This window comes from Peribacillus butanolivorans (assembly GCF_001273755.1).
In the GTDB taxonomy this organism is placed as follows: Bacteria; Bacillota; Bacilli; order Bacillales; family DSM-1321; genus Peribacillus; species Peribacillus butanolivorans.
In genome coordinates, this window is record NZ_LGYA01000001.1 from 3779351 (window position 1) to 3797736 (window position 18386).

14 protein-coding genes are annotated in these 18386 nt (G+C 39.2%); 1 reads left to right on the plus strand and 13 read right to left on the minus strand.

The features are described from left to right. Nucleotides 1–44: 44 nt before the first annotated feature. From mutM to AKG34_RS17525, 10 genes are all read right to left on the minus strand, one after another. Nucleotides 45–875: a DNA-formamidopyrimidine glycosylase gene (mutM, locus tag AKG34_RS17480; RefSeq protein ID WP_053347262.1), complete on the minus strand. Its 831-nt coding sequence runs from the start codon at nt 873–875 to the stop codon at nt 45–47. A 20-nt stretch (nt 876–895) separates the two neighbouring features. Beyond that, the gene (gene polA, locus AKG34_RS17485) at nt 896–3520 is read right to left on the minus strand and encodes a DNA polymerase I (RefSeq protein ID WP_053347263.1); all 2625 of its coding nucleotides are present in this window, start codon (nt 3518–3520) and stop codon (nt 896–898) included. Nucleotides 3521–3646: 126 nt separating this feature from the next. Beyond that, the gene (gene hflC, locus AKG34_RS17490; protein ID WP_053347264.1) at nt 3647–4579 is read right to left on the minus strand and encodes a protease modulator HflC; all 933 of its coding nucleotides are present in this window, start codon (nt 4577–4579) and stop codon (nt 3647–3649) included. Next, nucleotides 4576–5592, minus strand: coding sequence for an FtsH protease activity modulator HflK (hflK, locus tag AKG34_RS17495; RefSeq protein WP_053348148.1), 1017 nt, complete (start codon nt 5590–5592; stop codon nt 4576–4578). Before hflK ends, hflC begins: the two co-directional genes overlap by 4 nt. Nucleotides 5593–5846: 254 nt before the next feature. Further along, a complete protein-coding gene (pnpS, locus tag AKG34_RS17500; RefSeq protein WP_053347265.1) occupies nt 5847–7625 on the minus strand; it encodes a two-component system histidine kinase PnpS in 1779 nt (592 codons plus the stop codon). Next, a complete protein-coding gene (locus AKG34_RS17505; RefSeq protein WP_053347266.1) occupies nt 7609–8340 on the minus strand; it encodes a response regulator transcription factor in 732 nt (243 codons plus the stop codon). The genes pnpS and AKG34_RS17505 overlap by 17 nt, the downstream gene beginning before the upstream one ends. A gap of 290 nt (nt 8341–8630) precedes the next feature. Continuing rightward, complete coding sequence (gene mdh, locus AKG34_RS17510; RefSeq protein WP_053347267.1) at nt 8631–9566, minus strand: malate dehydrogenase; 936 nt, start codon at nt 9564–9566, stop codon at nt 8631–8633. 122 nt (nt 9567–9688) lie between these two features. Beyond that, a complete protein-coding gene (icd, locus tag AKG34_RS17515; RefSeq protein ID WP_053347268.1) occupies nt 9689–10960 on the minus strand; it encodes an NADP-dependent isocitrate dehydrogenase in 1272 nt (423 codons plus the stop codon). 150 nt (nt 10961–11110) lie between these two features. Further along, nucleotides 11111–12226, minus strand: a complete 1116-nt coding sequence (gene citZ / locus AKG34_RS17520) for a citrate synthase (protein ID WP_053347269.1) — start codon at nt 12224–12226, stop codon at nt 11111–11113. 537 nt (nt 12227–12763) lie between these two features. Next, nucleotides 12764–13225 carry a DUF441 domain-containing protein gene (locus AKG34_RS17525; protein ID WP_053347270.1) on the minus strand — a complete coding sequence of 154 codons (462 nt, stop codon included), beginning with the start codon at nt 13223–13225 and terminating at the stop codon, nt 12764–12766. Between the two features lie 188 nt (nt 13226–13413). On the opposite strand from AKG34_RS17525, the gene ytvI reads away from it, so the two are divergent. After that, the gene (ytvI, locus tag AKG34_RS17530) at nt 13414–14541 is read left to right on the plus strand and encodes a sporulation integral membrane protein YtvI (RefSeq protein ID WP_053347271.1); all 1128 of its coding nucleotides are present in this window, start codon (nt 13414–13416) and stop codon (nt 14539–14541) included. 90 nt (nt 14542–14631) lie between these two features. Here the strand turns inward: ytvI and aceA are convergent, their stop codons facing one another. From aceA to AKG34_RS17545, 3 genes are all read right to left on the minus strand, one after another. Then, the gene (aceA, locus tag AKG34_RS17535) at nt 14632–15915 is read right to left on the minus strand and encodes an isocitrate lyase (RefSeq protein WP_053347272.1); all 1284 of its coding nucleotides are present in this window, start codon (nt 15913–15915) and stop codon (nt 14632–14634) included. A 45-nt stretch (nt 15916–15960) separates the two neighbouring features. Continuing rightward, the gene (gene aceB, locus AKG34_RS17540; RefSeq protein WP_053347273.1) at nt 15961–17553 is read right to left on the minus strand and encodes a malate synthase A; all 1593 of its coding nucleotides are present in this window, start codon (nt 17551–17553) and stop codon (nt 15961–15963) included. Nucleotides 17554–17980: 427 nt separating this feature from the next. Continuing rightward, nucleotides 17981–18373 carry an FxsA family protein gene (locus tag AKG34_RS17545; RefSeq protein ID WP_053347274.1) on the minus strand — a complete coding sequence of 131 codons (393 nt, stop codon included), beginning with the start codon at nt 18371–18373 and terminating at the stop codon, nt 17981–17983. Nucleotides 18374–18386 lie beyond the last annotated feature (13 nt).

Sequence of the window (18386 nt, forward strand, 5' to 3'; positions counted from 1 at the left end):
AGTATATGGAAGGAGCCCATCCGATGTGTTTGAAAAAACATTGACTACTTAAGTCGCTGACACAACGGGCATATATGTGTGCCGCGTCCGGCTACAACCAGCTTTTCAAGTGGTGTACCGCACGTTTTGCAGTTCTCTCCTTTACGTCCGTAAACATTAAGTTCTAACTGAAACATGCCGATTTGCCCTTGAGAGTTAATGTACGAACGAATCGTACTTCCCCCTTTTTCCACCGCTTCACCTAACGTTGCTATGATTTCGGAATGCAGCTTTTTAATTTCCTCTAACGTAAGTGAAGAAGCTATTCTCTCTGGATGAATCCCGGAACGGAATAAAGACTCGTCCACATATATATTTCCAATTCCAACGACAACAGTTTGATCTAGAAGAACTGGCTTAATCTTCCTACTGGTTCTTGCCAGCTTCGCACGAAGCCCCTCGACTGTAAACTCTTCTGATAGCGGTTCAGGACCTAAATGCAATAGTGGCATCTGCTCAAGTTCTTCCCCTTTTGTAAATAAATGCATCGTCCCGAATTTCCGGACATCCCGGTACCGAAGTTCACTGTCATCCGTAAAAGTAAAAATAACATGAGTGTGCTTATCATACGGCTCTTCTTTTGGATGCACTCCGTATTTCCCTTCCATCCTTAAATGCGAAACCAATGCATAATCATCCAGTGTGAAAATGAGGAACTTGCCTCGACGGCCTATTCGCTGAATTGTCTGCCCTCTTAAAGCATCCTGAAACTGTTCGACAGGTTCAGGTGCTTTAATAATCTTAGGCCAGAAGACGGACACTTCCTTGATTTCTTTTCCAAGTACGAGCTGCTCTAACGTTCTTCTAACTGTTTCTACTTCAGGAAGTTCTGGCATAACTAATCACCTATCTTTTATTATTTGGCATCAAACCATGTTGGCCCGTAAGCATAATCCACTTTGAGAGGCACATTTAATTCAATAGCATTCTCCATTTCCTCTGGCACGATTTTCTTAAGGATTTCGAGTTCTTCCGGAGGTGTTTCAAAAATTAATTCATCATGCACCTGTAGAAGCATTCTCGTTTTTAGCCCCTCTTTTTTCAGACGCTTATTCATATTAATCATGGCAAGCTTGATGATATCTGCTGCACTGCCTTGAATTGGCGTGTTCATGGCTGTCCGTTCGGCAAAACTTCTAATGTTGAAATTACGGCTTGTAATCTCAGGAATATAACGCCTTCTTTGCAGCAAAGTCGTACTATATCCTTTTTGACGAGCTTCATGTATGCTTTCTTCCATATATTCCTGTACACCAGGAAAGCTTCTTAAATACTTCTCAATGAACTCTCCCGCTTCTTTTCTAGTAATGCCAAGGCTTTGTGAAAGTCCGTAGTCACTTATACCATAGACAATCCCAAAGTTAACCGCTTTCGCTTGGCGTCTCATGTTCGAAGTGACTTCCTCTGCTGATACATGGAAAACATCCATCGCTGTTTTTGTATGGATATCCATCCCTGCCTGAAACGCTTCAACTAGGCCGCTATCATTGGCGATATGCGCAAGTACTCGTAACTCAATCTGAGAATAGTCAGCAGCAAAAATAATCCAATCCTTTTCAGAAGGGATAAACGCCTGCCTGATTTTCCGGCCTTCCTCTAGCCTGATTGGGATGTTTTGAAGGTTAGGATCTGTCGAGCTTAATCGGCCGGTCTGAGTCAATGCTTGGTTGAAACGAGTGTGTACCTTATCTGTTTTCCGATTGACTACTTTGAGCAAGCCTTCAATATAGGTGGATTGCAACTTACCAAGCTGACGGTAAAGTAAAATTTGTTTCACAATATTATGCTGGCTCTCCAATTTTTCCAGCACATCAGCTGACGTAGAATAGCCTGTTTTAGTTTTCTTCAATACTGGAAGCTCTAACTTTTCAAAAAGAATTACACCAAGTTGTTTCGGTGAATTGATATTGAAAGCCTCTCCAGCCAGATCAAAAACTCGCCCTTCGATGGTTTTTAATCGAACGGCTAATTCCTGCCCCATGTTTTTTAGTCGTCCAATATCTACCTTAACACCCTGCCACTCCATATTAGCCAAGATAATGGACAAAGGCAGCTCAAGTTCCGTTAACAGATGGTATTGCTCAAACTCCTGCAGCTTTTCAACCATAGGTTCTTTTAAAGAAAAGATAGCCTTCGCTTTTCTGGCGATATGATCTCTCAATTCAGATTCTTCGGGTACCTTGCGTTTTGCACCTTTTCCATAAAAAATATCATCGGTTTCAAGACGTATGGTTCCTTGAGTTTTTGTGATTTCGGCCACTTCATCCACTGACTCTGCAGGATCTAGGATATATGATGCTAAAAACACATCAAAATCAATGCCTTTTATTTCGACTCCTCGATGGCGCAGTGCTACAACCGTGCGCTTTGCGTCAAAAACCGTTTTCTTTTTTGTTTCATCTTCTGCCCAAGATTTAAATATATCTGAAGTCAGTGCCGTCTCACCATGGAAGTAAAAATGGCCATTTTCATTGCTGACGGCTATTCCAAGAATGTCTGCATGATGATAATTATCTTCTAAGATTTCAACATATAAAGCACTTCCATCAACAAACAACTCTGCAGTCATTTCCGAAGTGTGAACCTCAATTTTTTCTTGTTCAATCGGTACACTTTCTGAAACATCCAATTTATCGAGCAGCGTGGAAAAACCAAGCTCTTTATAAAATGAAATAACCCTTTCCTGGTCCATTCCGTTGTACTCGGTCTCATTGACCATAACTTGAATTGGCGCTTCCCTTGTAATTGTCGCAAGCTCTTTGCTTAACAAAGCAAGGTCTTTATGTTCTTCAATTTTTTCCTTCAATTTTTGACCGCTTACCTCATCAATCGAACGCAGCAGGTTCTCAACCGTTTCAAACTGGTGTAATAATTTAAGTGCCGTTTTTTCACCAACTCCCGGTATGCCAGGAATATTATCGGAAGCATCACCCATCAACCCTTTTAAATCAATGATTTGCAGGGGTGAAAGGCCGTATTTTTCATGTATATGCTTTGGTGTATATTCCTCAATTTCAGTGATTCCCTTTTTCGTGATTGAAACCGTCGTACTCGGGGAAGACAATTGGGTTAAATCTTTATCACCGGAAATGACTTTTACCTCAAAACCATCTCTTTCCGCCTGTAGAGACAGCGTACCGATAATATCATCGGCTTCGTAATTTTCCAATTCATACCTTTTTATTTGGAAACAGTCGAGCAACTCGCGGATAAAGGGGAATTGCTCGGATAATTCAGGCGGCGTTTTCTGGCGTCCACCCTTGTATTCTTTAAATGTCTCATGTCTGAATGTCGTTTTACCGGCATCAAAGGCCACAAGAATATGCGTTGGCTTTTCTTCTTCAAGAATGCGGTTAAGCATCATGGTAAATCCGTACACCGAATTCGTATGTACACCCTTATCATTATTCAAGAGCGGAAGCGCAAAAAATGCGCGGTAAGCAATACTATTTCCATCTATGAGTACTAACTTTTTATCCAAATTCGTCTTCCTCCAGTCACACAGGGTTATGTAGTTCAGCTTCTATTTATAAACGCAAAAAGCCGTTCATTTTCTTTCTCTATTCTACCATGAGTAGAAGTGGAAAGAAAAATGACGGCGACTATGCTATTTTGTATTTCCCATTAACAAGCTAGCGTACGGTGAATCTGATGGCAGAACGATGACCGTTTGATCACCAATCGTTTTTTTATAAGATTCAAGCGTCCGGTATAGTTTATAGAAATCAGGATCTTTGGAAAACGACTTATTATAAATTTTCGCTGCTTCCCCTTCTCCCTCAGCCCGAATTACTTCTGCATCTGCCTCTGCAGTCGAAAGCAATTCTTTTACCTTTCGATCAGTATCCGCAATAATTCGGTTTTTCTTCGCATCTCCTTTGGATAGGTACTCTTGCGCTTTCGATTCGCGCTCGGAAATCATCCTTTTAAAGACGGATTCTTCATTTTCCGCAGGCAGATCCGTCCGTTTTATCCGGACATCAGTTAGACTGATCCCGTAACTGTCCTTTTGTAGCAGTTCGTTAACTTTCTCCGTAATACGGTCGTTCAAGCTTCCCCTCGATGACTTCTCATCATTAATAATTTCATCATAATTCAACTGACCCAACTCTGAACGTACTGCCGAATAGATGAACTCTTCCATTCTCGTTTCCGCATTCTCAAGTGTCCTTGCATTGGTGATCAATTTTTTTGGGTCCTCTATCCTCCAGACCGCATAGTTATCGATGAGCATCCGCTTTTTATCTTTTGTATTGATTTCCGCCTCTGACACATCAGAACTCATTTGATATTTTGGCAGGGTAACCACACTTTGAATGAATGGTACCTTCGCCTTTAATCCTGGGGTTTTATCGATTCTAACCACCTCACCGAATTGGCGGACGACTTTATATTCACCCTCCTTGACGATATACACATTGGTGAAGATAATCAGCAGCAACACGATAAATATAATGAAGAAAATCCCTATTTTAACATAGCCTCCCCAGTGAAAATTACCTTTCCTCATTTCATTAAAATCAATTACTTTTCCGCTCATTGTTTGGTGCCTCCTTCCCCTGTCGCTTTTTCTTCAGGTACAGACTCCTTCTTCGTTTCTTCTTCAGGAATAGGCGTTTTTTTCGTTTCCTCTTTTTCTAGTGAGCGAAGTGGTAAGTACTTCATTGTATTTCCATCATCATTCATGATATAAATCTCTGCATTCGGCAATACTTCCTCAAGCGTTTCAATAATAAGACGGTCTTTTGTAATACCCTTATTGCCTTTATATTCACTATATAATTTTTCAAAGACCGCTACATCCCCACGAGCAGCCTCCGTACGAGCGGCTTTATCACCATTTGCTTGTGAGATAATGGCGTCTTTTTCCCCTTCAGCTTCATTAATACGTTTGTTTTCATATTTATCCGCTTCATTGATTTTCGTATTCGCCGTTTCTCTAGCATCTGTGACATTCGTAAAGGCTTTCCGCACTTCTTCATTCGGTAACTCCACATCCTGGAGCTTAACCGCAGATATTGATATGCCTACATCATATTTCTCCATTAACTGTGATAGCAGTTCCCGGACATCTGCTTCAATTTGTGCTTTACCGGAAGTAAGTGCATCATCAATTTTCGTGCTTCCGATAATACTTCTTAAAGCAGCGGAAGTCGTGTCATATAAAATTTTCTCTGGATCATCTGCATTGTACAGGTATTTTGGAGGGTCTGTGATTTTCCATTGAACCACTAGGTCAGCAAGAACAATATTTTCATCCCCCGTAATCATCTTGGTCTCTCTCGGATAATCTGTTACCTCTCCATTCTCCTCCTTGTATCCAAATTTAAGACTGAATGTTTCTTTCGATAGTTTTTCAACCGACTGAATCGGCCAAGGCAGCTTAAAGTGAAGGCCTGGTTCTGTAATCGTCTGCTCTACCTTACCAAACGTCATAATAACAGCCTGATCGGATTCATCTACCGTGTACCAGGTCGATATCGCAACTACACCAAAAATTAAAATAAGAAATACTAGTCCTGTGATTGTATATATCCTTTTTAAACTGACGATATGTATCACCCCTTATTTGCCGTTATATCTTATTTACGCAAGGAAGGGTCTAAAGTTTCATAAAAATCAAATATTTTCCTAATGAAAATAGTATAGAAGGTAGGTAAAGAGGAAAATAGACAAAAGAAAAGACAGAGACTTAGTGTCTCTGTCTTCGCCTAACTCCTTGGATGAGGGGTTGTACAACCATTTTAACCCCCCATTATGAAGTCAGTTTAAAGAAATTGTAAAGGACATGTAAATTCACACACTTCCTACACTTTTCCTTTTAAGCTTTTATTTAACGTTACCGTAAAAGTCGTACCCGATCCCGGCGTACTTTCTACTTTGATTTTACCTTTATGGACTTCTATAATATGCTTGACGATAGCGAGTCCGATGCCTGTTCCTCCTGAATCACGACTCCTTGCCTTATCAATGCGATAAAACCGTTCAAAGATTCTTGGAAGTTCTTTTTCTTCAATACCGATACCGCTATCTTGGACTACAATATCCACCGTTTGTTCATTTTCAGTGACGTTCACGGTGACCCACCCTCCATTTGGTGTATATGTCAACGCGTTAGTAATCAAATTAATGAAAACCTGTTTGATCCTGTCTGATTCCCCTTCAATAAAAACAGGTTTCGAAGAAGATTTTATCTCAAGAGAAACTTCTTTTTCCTTCAATTTACCAATAAGCATCTCTTGTATATCACCAAGGACATTTGTAATATCCACGTCGCCTGTTTTTAAAACAAATTCCTGTTGCTCCATTTTTGATAAATTAAGAAGTTCCTGAATGAGTTCTTGCAGCCGATCACTTTCTTTCAAGATAATGGATAAAAAGTGCTTCAATGTTTTTTCGTCTTTTAAAGCCCCATCGAGCAACGTTTCTGAAAAGCCTTTGATAGAAGTAATCGGTGTTCTTAGTTCATGGGATACATTGGCCACAAAATCCTTCCGCATTTGCTCGAGCCTTTTCAATTCGGTAATATCATGGAAAATGAGGAGAATCCCCTTCCATTCGTCATGAGTACCGATAATCGGAGCCCCGTATATCTCAAAATGCTTACGTTCAATGGCAAGTGGTATTTTCACTTGGCGTTTTATTGTCTTTTCCGTCCGGAAAATTTCCTCTATTATAGAAATGACTTCTTTATCTTTAATGACCGAGTAAAATACTTGAAACAAAAACGTAGCCGAGTTTACTCCGAAGCTTTTTTTGAATTCCCGGTTAATTAAGGTCGTATAGCCCTTACTGTCGATTAATAGGACACCGCTACCGATATTTTCAACCAGTGTTTCCAAACGATCCTGATTCATTTCCCTAGCCGTTTCTGTTTCCTGTAAATTCCTCGCTAATATGTTTAGCGAAGTCGTGAGCATCCCTGTTTCATCAGAATGCTGCTCGAATGTCCGAGTTCTATAGTTCCCCTTTGCCAATTCAATGGCTGCCATCGTTGCTTCCTCAATCGGCCGGGTATAATAAGAAGTGATTTTACTCGCAAGCATGAGGATAATGATCAAGGCTACCCCTAAACAAATGATCAATATTTGCCACATTTGCTTATTAACTTGGTGGATGGCCTCTATTTCGTTGCTATGAACGACAAATCCTTCAATTTCTCCATCCTTTTCAATCGTTTTCCAATAATAATGGAGATCCGATTCTCCCTCGATAACTTCATATCCTTCTTCTTGCTTAAGACCTTTTTCCAAGATGATCTTTCGAAGGATATTGGCATGGTTTTTATGTAGCTCATTTGACGATGTTGAATCGTATAAAATCTCTCCACTCGCTGAGAGGATGGTTAAGTTGGAATCTAACAAGGGTGTTAATTTTGCCGTTTTCCCTTCTTCCAAAAAGGATGTAATCCCCCCATGCTCCTGAATATATGTAGAAATGAAAAATGTTTCGTTCTGTATACGCTCATTAAATGTTTTAATATAATAACTTTTGAACAAATGTCCCAATAAAAAGCCCACGGCCATCATGACGACCATCACCAACATGATGAGAGTATAAAGAAGCTTTTTACGATAGGTGGTCATTCTTTTTTGGCTCCTCAAGCTTATAACCCAAGCCCCTGATCGTTTTGATATAAAGAGGTTTTCTTGTATCTTGCTCTATTTTTTCACGAAGGTGGCTAATATGGACATCAACGATTCGCGAATCTCCCGCAAAATCATAATTCCAAACCGCACTTAAGAGCTGATCTCTCGTTAAAACTCTTCCTTTATTCTTTGCAAGGTATAAAAGTAATTCAAATTCCTTTGGAGTTAATTCTAATTGTTGTTCATCAAAGAATGCTTCGTAACGTTCAGGATAGACTTTTAAGCCGCCTAATTTTAGGAATCCATCTTCCTGATCAAGATTTGTTTCATTGCCAGTCGATTGAAGCTGGGATCTTCTTAGTATTGCCTTAATTCGGGCAACCACCTCACGAGGACTAAAAGGTTTGGTTAAGTAATCATCCGCCCCTAGTTCAAGACCAAGCACTTTGTCAAATTCATCGTCCTTAGCTGTCAACATCAAAATGGGTATATTGATTTTTTGCTGACGAAGCTGTTTACACACTTCAAGCCCATCCATTTTAGGCAACATCAGATCCAATACGACTAAATCCGGTCGTATATCCACAGCAGCCTGCAGACCTTCTTCCCCATCTAAAGCTGTAACTACTGAATAGCCTGCCTGTTCTAAATTATACTGAAGTAAGGTAACTATTGATTGTTCATCATCCACTACGAGAATTTTCTTTGACATTAGATCCTCCTGAATTATGTATTACCCCTGAGACTTTTTTCAGTCTACTCATCCAACTCTATTATAAAGAATATTATATGAAATTTACACATAAAAAAAACATCATTGAAAAGTAATCCTACCATCAGCAGGGATCATCGTCTTCTTTATGGTTATTAAACATGGATTAATTAAGTCCCGGTTAGAAACGGCCAGAAAAAAACTACCCGGTTGGATGGGAGGATAAGGCCTTAGCTTAGCCTTCCCTTCCATTCTTCCGGGCAGTCATATTAAGATGCTTTCAATGTCTCTTATTGTAAAACTTGCATTACTGCTTTAACTGATTCAACTGATTTAGAAAGTGATGCTTTTTCGTCTTCAGTTAATTCAAGTTCGATAATTTGTTCGATACCATTTGCACCTAGTACAGTTGGCACGCCAAGGTAGATTCCTTTGAATCCGTATTCGCCTTCAAGGTAAGCGATAGAAGGTAGAACGCGACGTTGGTCTTTAAGGATAGCTTCAGCCATTTCTACTAGAGCTGCAGCCGGTGCATAATATGCACTTCCGTTTCCAAGAAGGTTAACGATTTCTCCGCCACCAGTACGTGTACGAGCAACGATTGCTTCTAAACGATCTTGAGGAATCAATGTTTCCAAAGGAATTCCGCCAGCGTAAGAGTAACGCACTAGAGGAACCATATCGTCACCGTGTCCACCAAGAACGAAACCAGTTACATCTTTAACAGACAGGTTTAATTCTTGAGCTACGAAAGTACGGAAACGAGCTGTATCAAGTACACCAGATTGTCCAATTACGCGTTCTTTAGGGAAACCTGATTCTTTATAAACAGTGTATGTCATTGCGTCTACTGGGTTTGTTAAAACGATGATGGTTGTATTTGGAGAATATTTGACTACTTCTTTAGTTACAGATTTCATAACCTTTTGGTTAGTTTGAACTAAATCGTCACGGCTCATACCAGGTTTACGAGCGATACCAGCAGTGATGATGACTACGTCAGAATCAGCTGTATCTTCATAGTTAGAAGTACCGATGATGTTAGCGTCAAAACCTTGAACTGGAGCTGCCTCGGCCATATCAAGTGCTTTACCTTTTGTTGGGTTTTCAGCTTGTGGAATATCAACTAAAACGATATCACCAAGTTCTTTTTGAGCTGCTAGGAATGCTGCTGTTGCTCCAGTGAAACCAGCACCAACTACTGTGATTTTTTTACGTTTAGACATGTTATTTCCTCCTTAAAATATATAAATACTTTCGGAATACTTTTAACGTCTTTATGCACATAAAGCTCCCTGAAAAAGAAGACCATATCGGCTCTTTTCCAGAAAGCATCATAAGTAATTAATTATTTAAGGTTTTTGATAAGTTCGTCAGCGAACTCAGAACATTTAACTTCTGTTGCACCTTCCATTAGGCGGGCAAAGTCATATGTTACAACTTTAGAAGCAATTGTTTGTTCTACTGATTTTGTGATGCTGTCTGCAGCTTCGTTCCAACCAAGGTGTTCAAGTAAAAGAACGCCTGAAAGAAGAACTGAAGATGGGTTAACTTTATCAAGACCAGCGTATTTAGGAGCTGTTCCATGAGTTGCTTCGAAGATAGCATGTCCAGTTTCGTAGTTGATGTTTGCTCCTGGAGCAATACCAATTCCGCCAACTTGTGCAGCAAGTGCATCAGAAATGTAATCTCCGTTTAAGTTCATTGTTGCAACAACATCAAACTCTTTAGGACGAGTTAGGATTTGTTGTAAGAAGATATCAGCAATAGAATCTTTAACGATGATTTTGCCTTCAGCTTCAGCAGCAGATTGTGCTTTGTTAGCAGCTTCAGTGCCTTCAGCTTCTTTAATTTGATCATATTGGTTCCAAGTGAACACTTTCTCAGCGAATTCTTGTTCTGCAACTTCATAACCCCAAGTTTTGAATGCGCCTTCTGTAAATTTCATGATGTTACCTTTATGAACAAGAGTTAATGATTTACGGCCTTCTTTGATCGCATAGTTAAGTGCAGAACGAACAAGACGTTTTGTTCCTTCTTCAGAAATTGGTTTAATACCAATACCAGAAGTTTCAGGGAAACGAATATTTTTAACACCGAATTCATTTTGTAGGAAATCGATTAATTTTTTCGCTTCGTCAGAACCTTTTGCATATTCGATACCAGCATAGATGTCTTCAGTGTTTTCACGGAAGATAACCATGTCAGTGTCTTCAGGACGTTTAACTGGTGAAGGTACACCGTCAAAGTAACGTACTGGACGTAGACATACGAATAAGTCTAATACTTGACGCAATGCAACGTTCAATGAGCGGATTCCGCCACCGATTGGTGTTGTAAGAGGTCCTTTAATAGCGATTAGATATTCATTAATGACATCAAGAGTTTCTTGTGGAAGCCATTCGCCTGTTTGGTCAAATGCTTTTTGTCCAGCTAAAACTTCTTTCCATTCGATTTTCTTTTCGCCATTGTATGCTTTTTCAACAGCTGCGTCTAAAACGCGTGAAGCTGCTGCCCAGATATCAGGACCGATTCCGTCTCCCTCAATGTAAGGAACGATTGGGTTGTTTGGTACGTTAAGAGCACCGTTAGTAACTGTGATTTTTTGGCTTTGTGTCATGTCTCTTTACCTCCGATTCAAATTCAAAGGTTAGCTGGCCGCTTAAATTTAAGCAGAACCACTAACCTTTTTTACTCACATCTATTAATTTACTACAAAATCGATGAAATAAAAAATAAAATTTCGAAAAAACTTTTATCTATTCAAAAATTATCGGTTTTCAATCGGTACGTATTTTTGCATACCTGGTCCAACATACTCTGCACGTGGACGGATCAGACGGTTGTTTGAATATTGCTCTAGGATATGAGCAATCCATCCTGAAGCACGGCTTACAGCAAAGATTGGTGTAAATAGGTCATGCTCGATACCTAAACTGTGGTATACAGAAGCAGAGTAGAAATCAACGTTTGGTGGAAGATTTTTTTGACCAGTTACAATTTCATGAATTTTGATAGACATATCGTAGTATTGTGGTTGACCAGTAAGTTCAGTCAATTTTTGAGACATTTCTTTAAGGTGTTTAGCACGTGGATCACCTTTACGGTATACACGGTGGCCAAAGCCCATGATTTTTTCTTTATTAGCTAATTTTTCGTTGATATAAGGCTCAACGTTTTCTACAGAACCAATTTCTGTAAGCATTTTCATAACTTGTTCGTTAGCTCCGCCGTGAAGAGGGCCTTTTAATGCGCCGATAGCAGAAGTCACGCCAGAATAGATATCAGATAATGTAGCCACACAAACACGTGCAGTGAATGTAGAAGCGTTTAATTCATGGTCAGCATGTAGAACTAATGCTTTGTTGAATGCTTCTTCTTCGATTGCTGTTGGTTCATTACCGCTTAACATATATAAGAAGTTAGCAGCAAAGCTTAGATCAGTACGTGGTGCAACCGCTTCTTTTCCTTGACGGATACGAGCGAAAGTTGTTACCAATGTAGGGATTTTTGCTTGGATGCGGATTGCTTTACGATAGTTAGCGTCTTCACTCATTACATCTGCTTCTTCATCATAAAGACCAAGAAGAGATACTGCTGTACGAAGAGCTCCCATTGGATGTACTTTATCAATTGGGTATGTTTTGAAATGATTAACCACTTCAGCTGGAATTGCAGCATTTTCAGCAAGTTGTTTAGTTAATTCTTCTAATTGGCTTTTGTTTGGAAGAGCTCCATGCCATAAAAGATAGATTACTTCCTCGAATGTTGCGTTTACAGCTAAATCATCGATATCATAACCTACATACGTTAACGTATCATCGATAATAGAGCTTACTGATGAAGTTGTTGCTACCACACCTTCAAGACCTTTTGTTGCTGTCATACTAAATCTCTCCTTTTCCTAAGTATTCCCCTATGCCCTTGCTTATTGCGTATAAATATAGCGCTTCCAAGAAATTAGCTATTGAATACAACCATCTATTTTTTAGCAGAAGACATACATCTTGTATTGGAAGCGTTCACAGAATATGACCCCAACAATAGTAAAATGTACGATAATCCTTTATACGAAATTCTAAAAATAATGCTTGTAGCTATTCCTAGTGAGCGCTTGCTCAATAACTACATCTCTTTTTAAGATTCCTCAAAAATATCAATGATATTCTGAATCCCATTTTCAATAAATCAGAGCAGTTACATGATTATTATAAACAATAAACACTTTTTTGGGAATCAAAAGCACCTAAAATGTGAAAAAATTATTATTTTATTAGAAAAATTAGCTACATATTCTCTTGCTTTTTTTTATGGGATTCAAAACGTTTTTTTGAAAATTTGTTACAAAGCAGAATAATCGAAACATTAAATAGAATTTTTTCATTTCCACTCTTACAATCCATTCTATCATTTACCATTTTGCTCATTTGAAAAAATCAAAGATTTGCATGCATAGATAAGCAATTCCTGCCCCAATTAACGGTCCAACAGCGACACCTTTGAATAATGCGACCGCAAGAATCGTCCCAAAAACAAGAGCCGTTGTAATATGCGGATCATGTGAAAGGAGGGTAATTCCATTTTTCGCTATAAGTGCGACAGCTATTCCAGATGCGAGTGCAATCCAGGCATAAGGTGACTTTATGGCGTCACCGAGTTCCTTGAAACCAATCGCTCCATTTGCAATGGGGATTAGCACTGAAATCGTAATGATGGTGACGCCTAAGTTGATCCCTTTCGCTTCTAAATATGGAAACACTTTTGTATCAAGGCCGATGAGTTTCATGAGTAAAAGAAACCCCGCAGCCGCAATCAGTGATGTGTTTTTTCCAACCCAACCGATAACTGCAAGTAAAATTAAAAATACGACAGGACCGTTTATCATTCTCCCTTCACCTTCTTTCTTTTTGTTATTTTAACATAACAACCTCCACTCTTTCTCAATAGGAGATTGATTTATAAAACGATACTAAAACGGAAAAAAATTAAGCAGAAAGACGAAAGAATCTTTCCTTTCTTTTCCAACGTCGTTACAATTATAATACAAAGTTTATGTTAGAAGGAGGGGATGTCTTGAATCCTGTTTATATTTATCGTTTCATTCGTTCTTTACTGGTCATCGGAGGCATAATTTTAGGTGGAATTGCCTTGTTCTATTTATCTAAATATACATATCCATTCATTATTGCCATGATTATTGCTTTCTTGATGAACCCTCTGGTTACTTTTTTTGAAAAGAAAGGCCGGTTACCAAGAGGATTGGCTGTTTTCGTTTCCCTTTTACTCATTTTTCTTTTATTTGCAGGACTCATTACCCTGCTGGTTACTGAAATTATTTCAGGTACCAATTACCTTGCTGGTGTCATACCTCAACATATTGAAACTATAGTAGATTATATCGAAACATACATCGCGACCACTATCATCCCTTTATATAATCAAACAACCGCTATGTTCAATAATTTAGATATCGAGCAGCAAGACACCGTCCTCAAGAATATCCAAAATATTGGCGAATCCATCACTACTGGTGTTAGTAGTTTTATTCAAGCGTTCTTAAAAAATATTCCCGCAATCATCGGCTGGTTTCCAACTACTGCAACAGCACTCCTCTTTACCCTACTGGGCACTTTCTTCATTAGTAAAGATTGGGATCACTTCGGCCGCATAACGGGAAAGTTTTTACCTGATAAGATTTTTGCAGGTGCCAAGCGTTTATTCCGGGATTTAAAACGAGCTTTATTCGGGTTTATCCGGGCACAATTCACACTTGTTTCATTGACAACGGTTACGATCTTGATTGGTTTACTCATTTTAGGAGTGAATTATTCAATTACAATTGCATTAATTTGCGGATTGGTTGATATCATTCCCTATTTGGGTACCGGGACCATATTTATTCCATGGATTATTTTTGAATTCATTACAGGGAATACTAGCCTTGCAATTGGTTTGTCTGTGCTTTACATTATCGTAGTTGTCCAGCGTCAATTAATTGAGCCCAAAGTTCTTTCTTCTAGTATCGGATTAGATCCACTTGCTACTCTCGTTGCTTTATTCATCGGTTTCAAATTAATCGGTTTTCTGGGACTGATTGCAGGGCCTGTGGTCCTTGTCATATTTAATACACTTCAGCGCGCCCATGTCTTTAAGGCCATTTGGTCATTTATTATCGGAGCGGATTCAAATAAAACCACCTAAAACTTTAGAGTTAACTTTAATTAAGAAAACTCTCGTTCCTATAAAAAAGTCCGCCTCGAGTTTGAGGCGGATTTTTTTATAGTCTATCTATTATTTTGAAGTCTCAAATTGTTCTGCTTCAGTAGAGCCAGCAAGTGCTGTTGTAGATGATGTTCCACCAGAAACTACTTGTGCTACTTCATCAAAGTAACCAGTTCCAACTTCACGTTGGTGACGAGTTGCAGTATAGCCGTCAATTTCACTAGCGAATTCTGCTTGTTGAAGTTCTGAGTATGCAGCCATTCCACGGTCTTTATAACCAAGAGCAAGGTTGAACATGCTGTGATTCAATGAGTGGAAACCTGCAAGCGTTACGAACTGGAATTTATAACCCAATTTCCCCAATTCAACCTGGTAACTAGCAATTTCTTCATCACTTAATTTTGCTTTCCAGTTAAATGATGGTGAACAGTTGTAAGCAAGTAGTTTACCAGGGAACTCTGCATGAATCGCTTCAGCAAATCGGCGAGCATCTGCTAGGTTTGGTTCAGAAGTCTCGCACCAGATAAGATCAGCATATGGTGCATATGCTAGACCACGTGCAATCGCTTGGTCAAGACCTGCGTTTGTACGGTAGAATCCTTCTGGAGTTCGTTCACCTGTGATGAAAGGTGCATCAACTGGATCGATATCATCAGTGATCAAGTCTGCAGCATCTGCATCAGTACGAGCAATTAAAATAGTTGGTGTTCCCATTACGTCTGCTGCTAAACGAGCTGATACTAAGTTACGTACTGCAGTTTGCGTTGGGAGAAGTACTTTACCGCCTAAATGACCACATTTTTTCTCGGAAGATAGTTGGTCTTCAAAGTGAACGCCAGCAGCTCCAGCTTCAATCATACCTTTCATTAGTTCGAATACGTTAAGTGCACCCCCGAAGCCTGCTTCAGCATCTGCTACGATTGGAGCAAACCAATCAATATCATCTTTTCCTTCAGCAAAGCTAATTTGGTCAGCACGTTGCAGTGTTTGATTAATGCGTTTAACAACCTGTGGTACAGAGTTAGCTGGGTATAAGCTTTGGTCAGGGTACATTTGTCCAGCGATATTAGCATCAGCAGCTACTTGCCAACCACTTAAGTAGATTGCTTTTAAACCAGCTTTTACTTGTTGCATTGCTTGGTTACCAGTTAATGCTCCTAGTGCGTTAATGAAATCCTCTGTATTTAAAAGGTTCCATAGTTTTTCAGAACCACGGCGAGCTAATGTTTGCTCGATATCGATAGAACCTCTTAATTTGATAACTTCTTCAGCAGAATAAGGCCGTTTAATTCCAGTCCAGCGTGCGTCATTTTCCCAGCTTTGTTGTAGTTGTTGCGCTCTTTCATTAGTCATTATAATTTCCTCCTAATTTATATTAAACTATTAATTAACTAAATATTAAGATAATTGTTCATATGCCGGATTTGTTAAGAAATCCGCAAAGTCATCTGCTGCAATCAATTCTTCAAATAGTTTAGTAGACTCTTCAAATTTCCCTGATTTGAAAGCTTCTTCTCCTACCTCTGATTTAATGACTGCTAATTCTTCTTCTTTAATCTGATGGAATAATTCTTCGGTGATTTTTCTACCATCTTCTAAAATACCTTTTGGATGACGAATCCACTGCCAAACTTGAGCACGTGAGATTTCAGCTGTTGCTGCATCTTCCATTAGGTTATGAATAGGAGCAGCGCCTCTTCCACTTAGCCAAGATGCAATATACTGGATGCCTACGTTAATGTTCGTCCGTAATCCAGCTTCCGTTATCGTTCCTTCTGGTACTTCTAGCAATTCTTCTGCTGATACTTGAACATCTTCACGTTTCCGATAGATTTGATTCGGTTTTGGAACAAGTAGGTCAAACACCTCTTTTGCTGTACTTACCATGCCTGGGTGGGCGACCCATGTCCCATCATGACCGTCTCTCGCTTCGCGTTCTTTATCAGCGCGTACCTTAGCAAACGCCTCGTTATTTTTGACCGGGTCATTTTTGACTGGAATTTGTGCTGCCATCCCGCCTATTGCCGGAGCATTACGAGTGTGGCATGTTTTGATTGCTAATAAGGAATACGCTCTCATGTTCGGGACAGTCATCGTAACCTGTAACCTATCAGGGAAGATAACATCATCCGAGTGACGGAATTTTTTCAGGAAGCTGAAGATATAATCCCAGCGGCCACAGTTCAGGCCTGCGGAATGATCTTTCAACTCGTACAGAATTTCGTCCATTTCGAATGCTGCAAGAATCGTTTCAATCAAGACAGTTGCTTTTATAGTTCCTTGCGGGACTCTTAAATCGTTTTGTGCATAAACAAAGACATCATTCCATAATCTTGCTTCGATATGGCTTTCCATCTTCGGTAAGTAGAAGTATGGACCGCTTTCTTTTTCGATTAATGCTTTTGCGTTGTGATAAAAGTATAGTCCAAAGTCGAAAAAGCTAGCTGATATTGGCTGTCCATTTAAAAGAACATGCTTTTCTTCTAGGTGCCAGCCGCGAGGCCTTACTTTTAAAACAGCTGTTTTTTCATTTAATGCGTATACTTTTCCATTTGGATTTTCAAATGAAATGGTACCGCTAATTGCATCGCGTAGATTCAATTGACCATCTATACAATTTTCCCAAGTGGGTGAATTGGCATCTTCAAAGTCAGCCATGAAAACATTGGCACCTGAGTTCATAGCATTAATGATCATCTTACGGTCAACCGGTCCAGTGATTTCAACCCTGCGGTCTTGCAAGTCATTCGGGAGGGGCGCAATTGTCCAATCACTTTCACGAATATGCTTCGTTTCTTCAAGAAAATTAGGTAGCTTGCCTTGATTTAGGTCCTCTTGAACGATTTTACGTTGTTCTAAAAGTTCTTTTCTTCTTTCACCGAAATGCCGTTCAATTCTTTCGATAAATTGAAGAGCTTCCGTTGTAAGTATTTGTTCATATCCAGGCTTAATAGTACCTGTAATTTGTAAGCCTTTTGCTTCAGTAATCATGTTGCTTTCCACATCCTTTCAAGCTCTTTTATGTTATAATACAGTTGTTTCTTTTCTTGATTGTATTATATAACACGCTGCGTAAATTTGTCACCAGTTTTTTCTAAAAAAAATTAAAAAAGAGAATATTTAACTTGGAAAAGCCTGGTATAACAACATTTCTCTTAAAAAATAATTAAAAAATTCTGATATTTTATACTAGTTTTACTTCCAAAAATCCATTCTTGATCAGTGAAACAGGCAAAATCTTACCCCAAAAAATTTCTCTCATGACTGGCCGCTATAATTAAAAACGTAAACAATGCAAGAGCCTTTTCAGTAAAAATGCAAAAAAGCATCCTTAGAAATACCGGGGATGCTAATGATAAATTCATTTCTCTAACCAAAAGAGGCTGTCTAAAAAGCTTAGCTTTTAGACAGCCTCTTACTATTTATGGCGAATAATCGTTACTTTTCCTTTATTCATCCTGTTCATAATAAACCGGATAACGATCGGTTTGAGGAGATTCCGGGTTGGCGGAAATACTAGGATTAATCCTATGATATCCGAGATAAGTCCCGGTGATAGCAACAATGCAGCCCCAAGAAAGATACAGATTCCATCAATGATTTCATTTCCTGGCATCATTCCGTATCGAATCTGTTCCTGCGCCTTTTTCCATGTTTCCATTCCTTGCCGCTTGGCCAAATAGGCACCGATTAAACCGGTAACTACAATCAGGAACAGTGTTGGCCAAAAACCAATCACATTACCTGACAACAATAAGACAATAATCTCAATGACCGGCATCGCAATGATAAACAATAAAAAATATTTCATCTACATTCCTCCT

Bases quoted from the DNA above. Each gene is read 5' to 3' on its own strand.
- mutM (WP_053347262.1), bottom strand. From the start codon at position 875: ATGCCAGAACTTCCTGAAGTAGAAACAGTTAGAAGAACGTTAGAGCAG.
- hflC (WP_053347264.1), bottom strand. From the start codon at position 4,579: ATGAGCGGAAAAGTAATTGATTTTAATGAAATGAGGAAAGGTAATTTT.
- pnpS (WP_053347265.1), bottom strand. From the start codon at position 7,625: ATGACCACCTATCGTAAAAAGCTTCTTTATACTCTCATCATGTTGGTG.
- AKG34_RS17505 (WP_053347266.1), bottom strand. From the start codon at position 8,340: ATGTCAAAGAAAATTCTCGTAGTGGATGATGAACAATCAATAGTTACC.
- mdh (WP_053347267.1), bottom strand. From the start codon at position 9,566: ATGTCTAAACGTAAAAAAATCACAGTAGTTGGTGCTGGTTTCACTGGA.
- icd (WP_053347268.1), bottom strand. From the start codon at position 10,960: ATGACACAAAGCCAAAAAATCACAGTTACTAACGGTGCTCTTAACGTA.
- citZ (WP_053347269.1), bottom strand. From the start codon at position 12,226: ATGACAGCAACAAAAGGTCTTGAAGGTGTGGTAGCAACAACTTCATCA.
- AKG34_RS17525 (WP_053347270.1), bottom strand. From the start codon at position 13,225: ATGATAAACGGTCCTGTCGTATTTTTAATTTTACTTGCAGTTATCGGT.
- aceA (WP_053347272.1), bottom strand. From the start codon at position 15,915: ATGACTAATGAAAGAGCGCAACAACTACAACAAAGCTGGGAAAATGAC.
- aceB (WP_053347273.1), bottom strand. From the start codon at position 17,553: ATGATTACTGAAGCAAAAGGCTTACAAATTACAGGTACTATTAAGCCT.
- AKG34_RS17545 (WP_053347274.1), bottom strand. From the start codon at position 18,373: ATGAAATATTTTTTATTGTTTATCATTGCGATGCCGGTCATTGAGATT.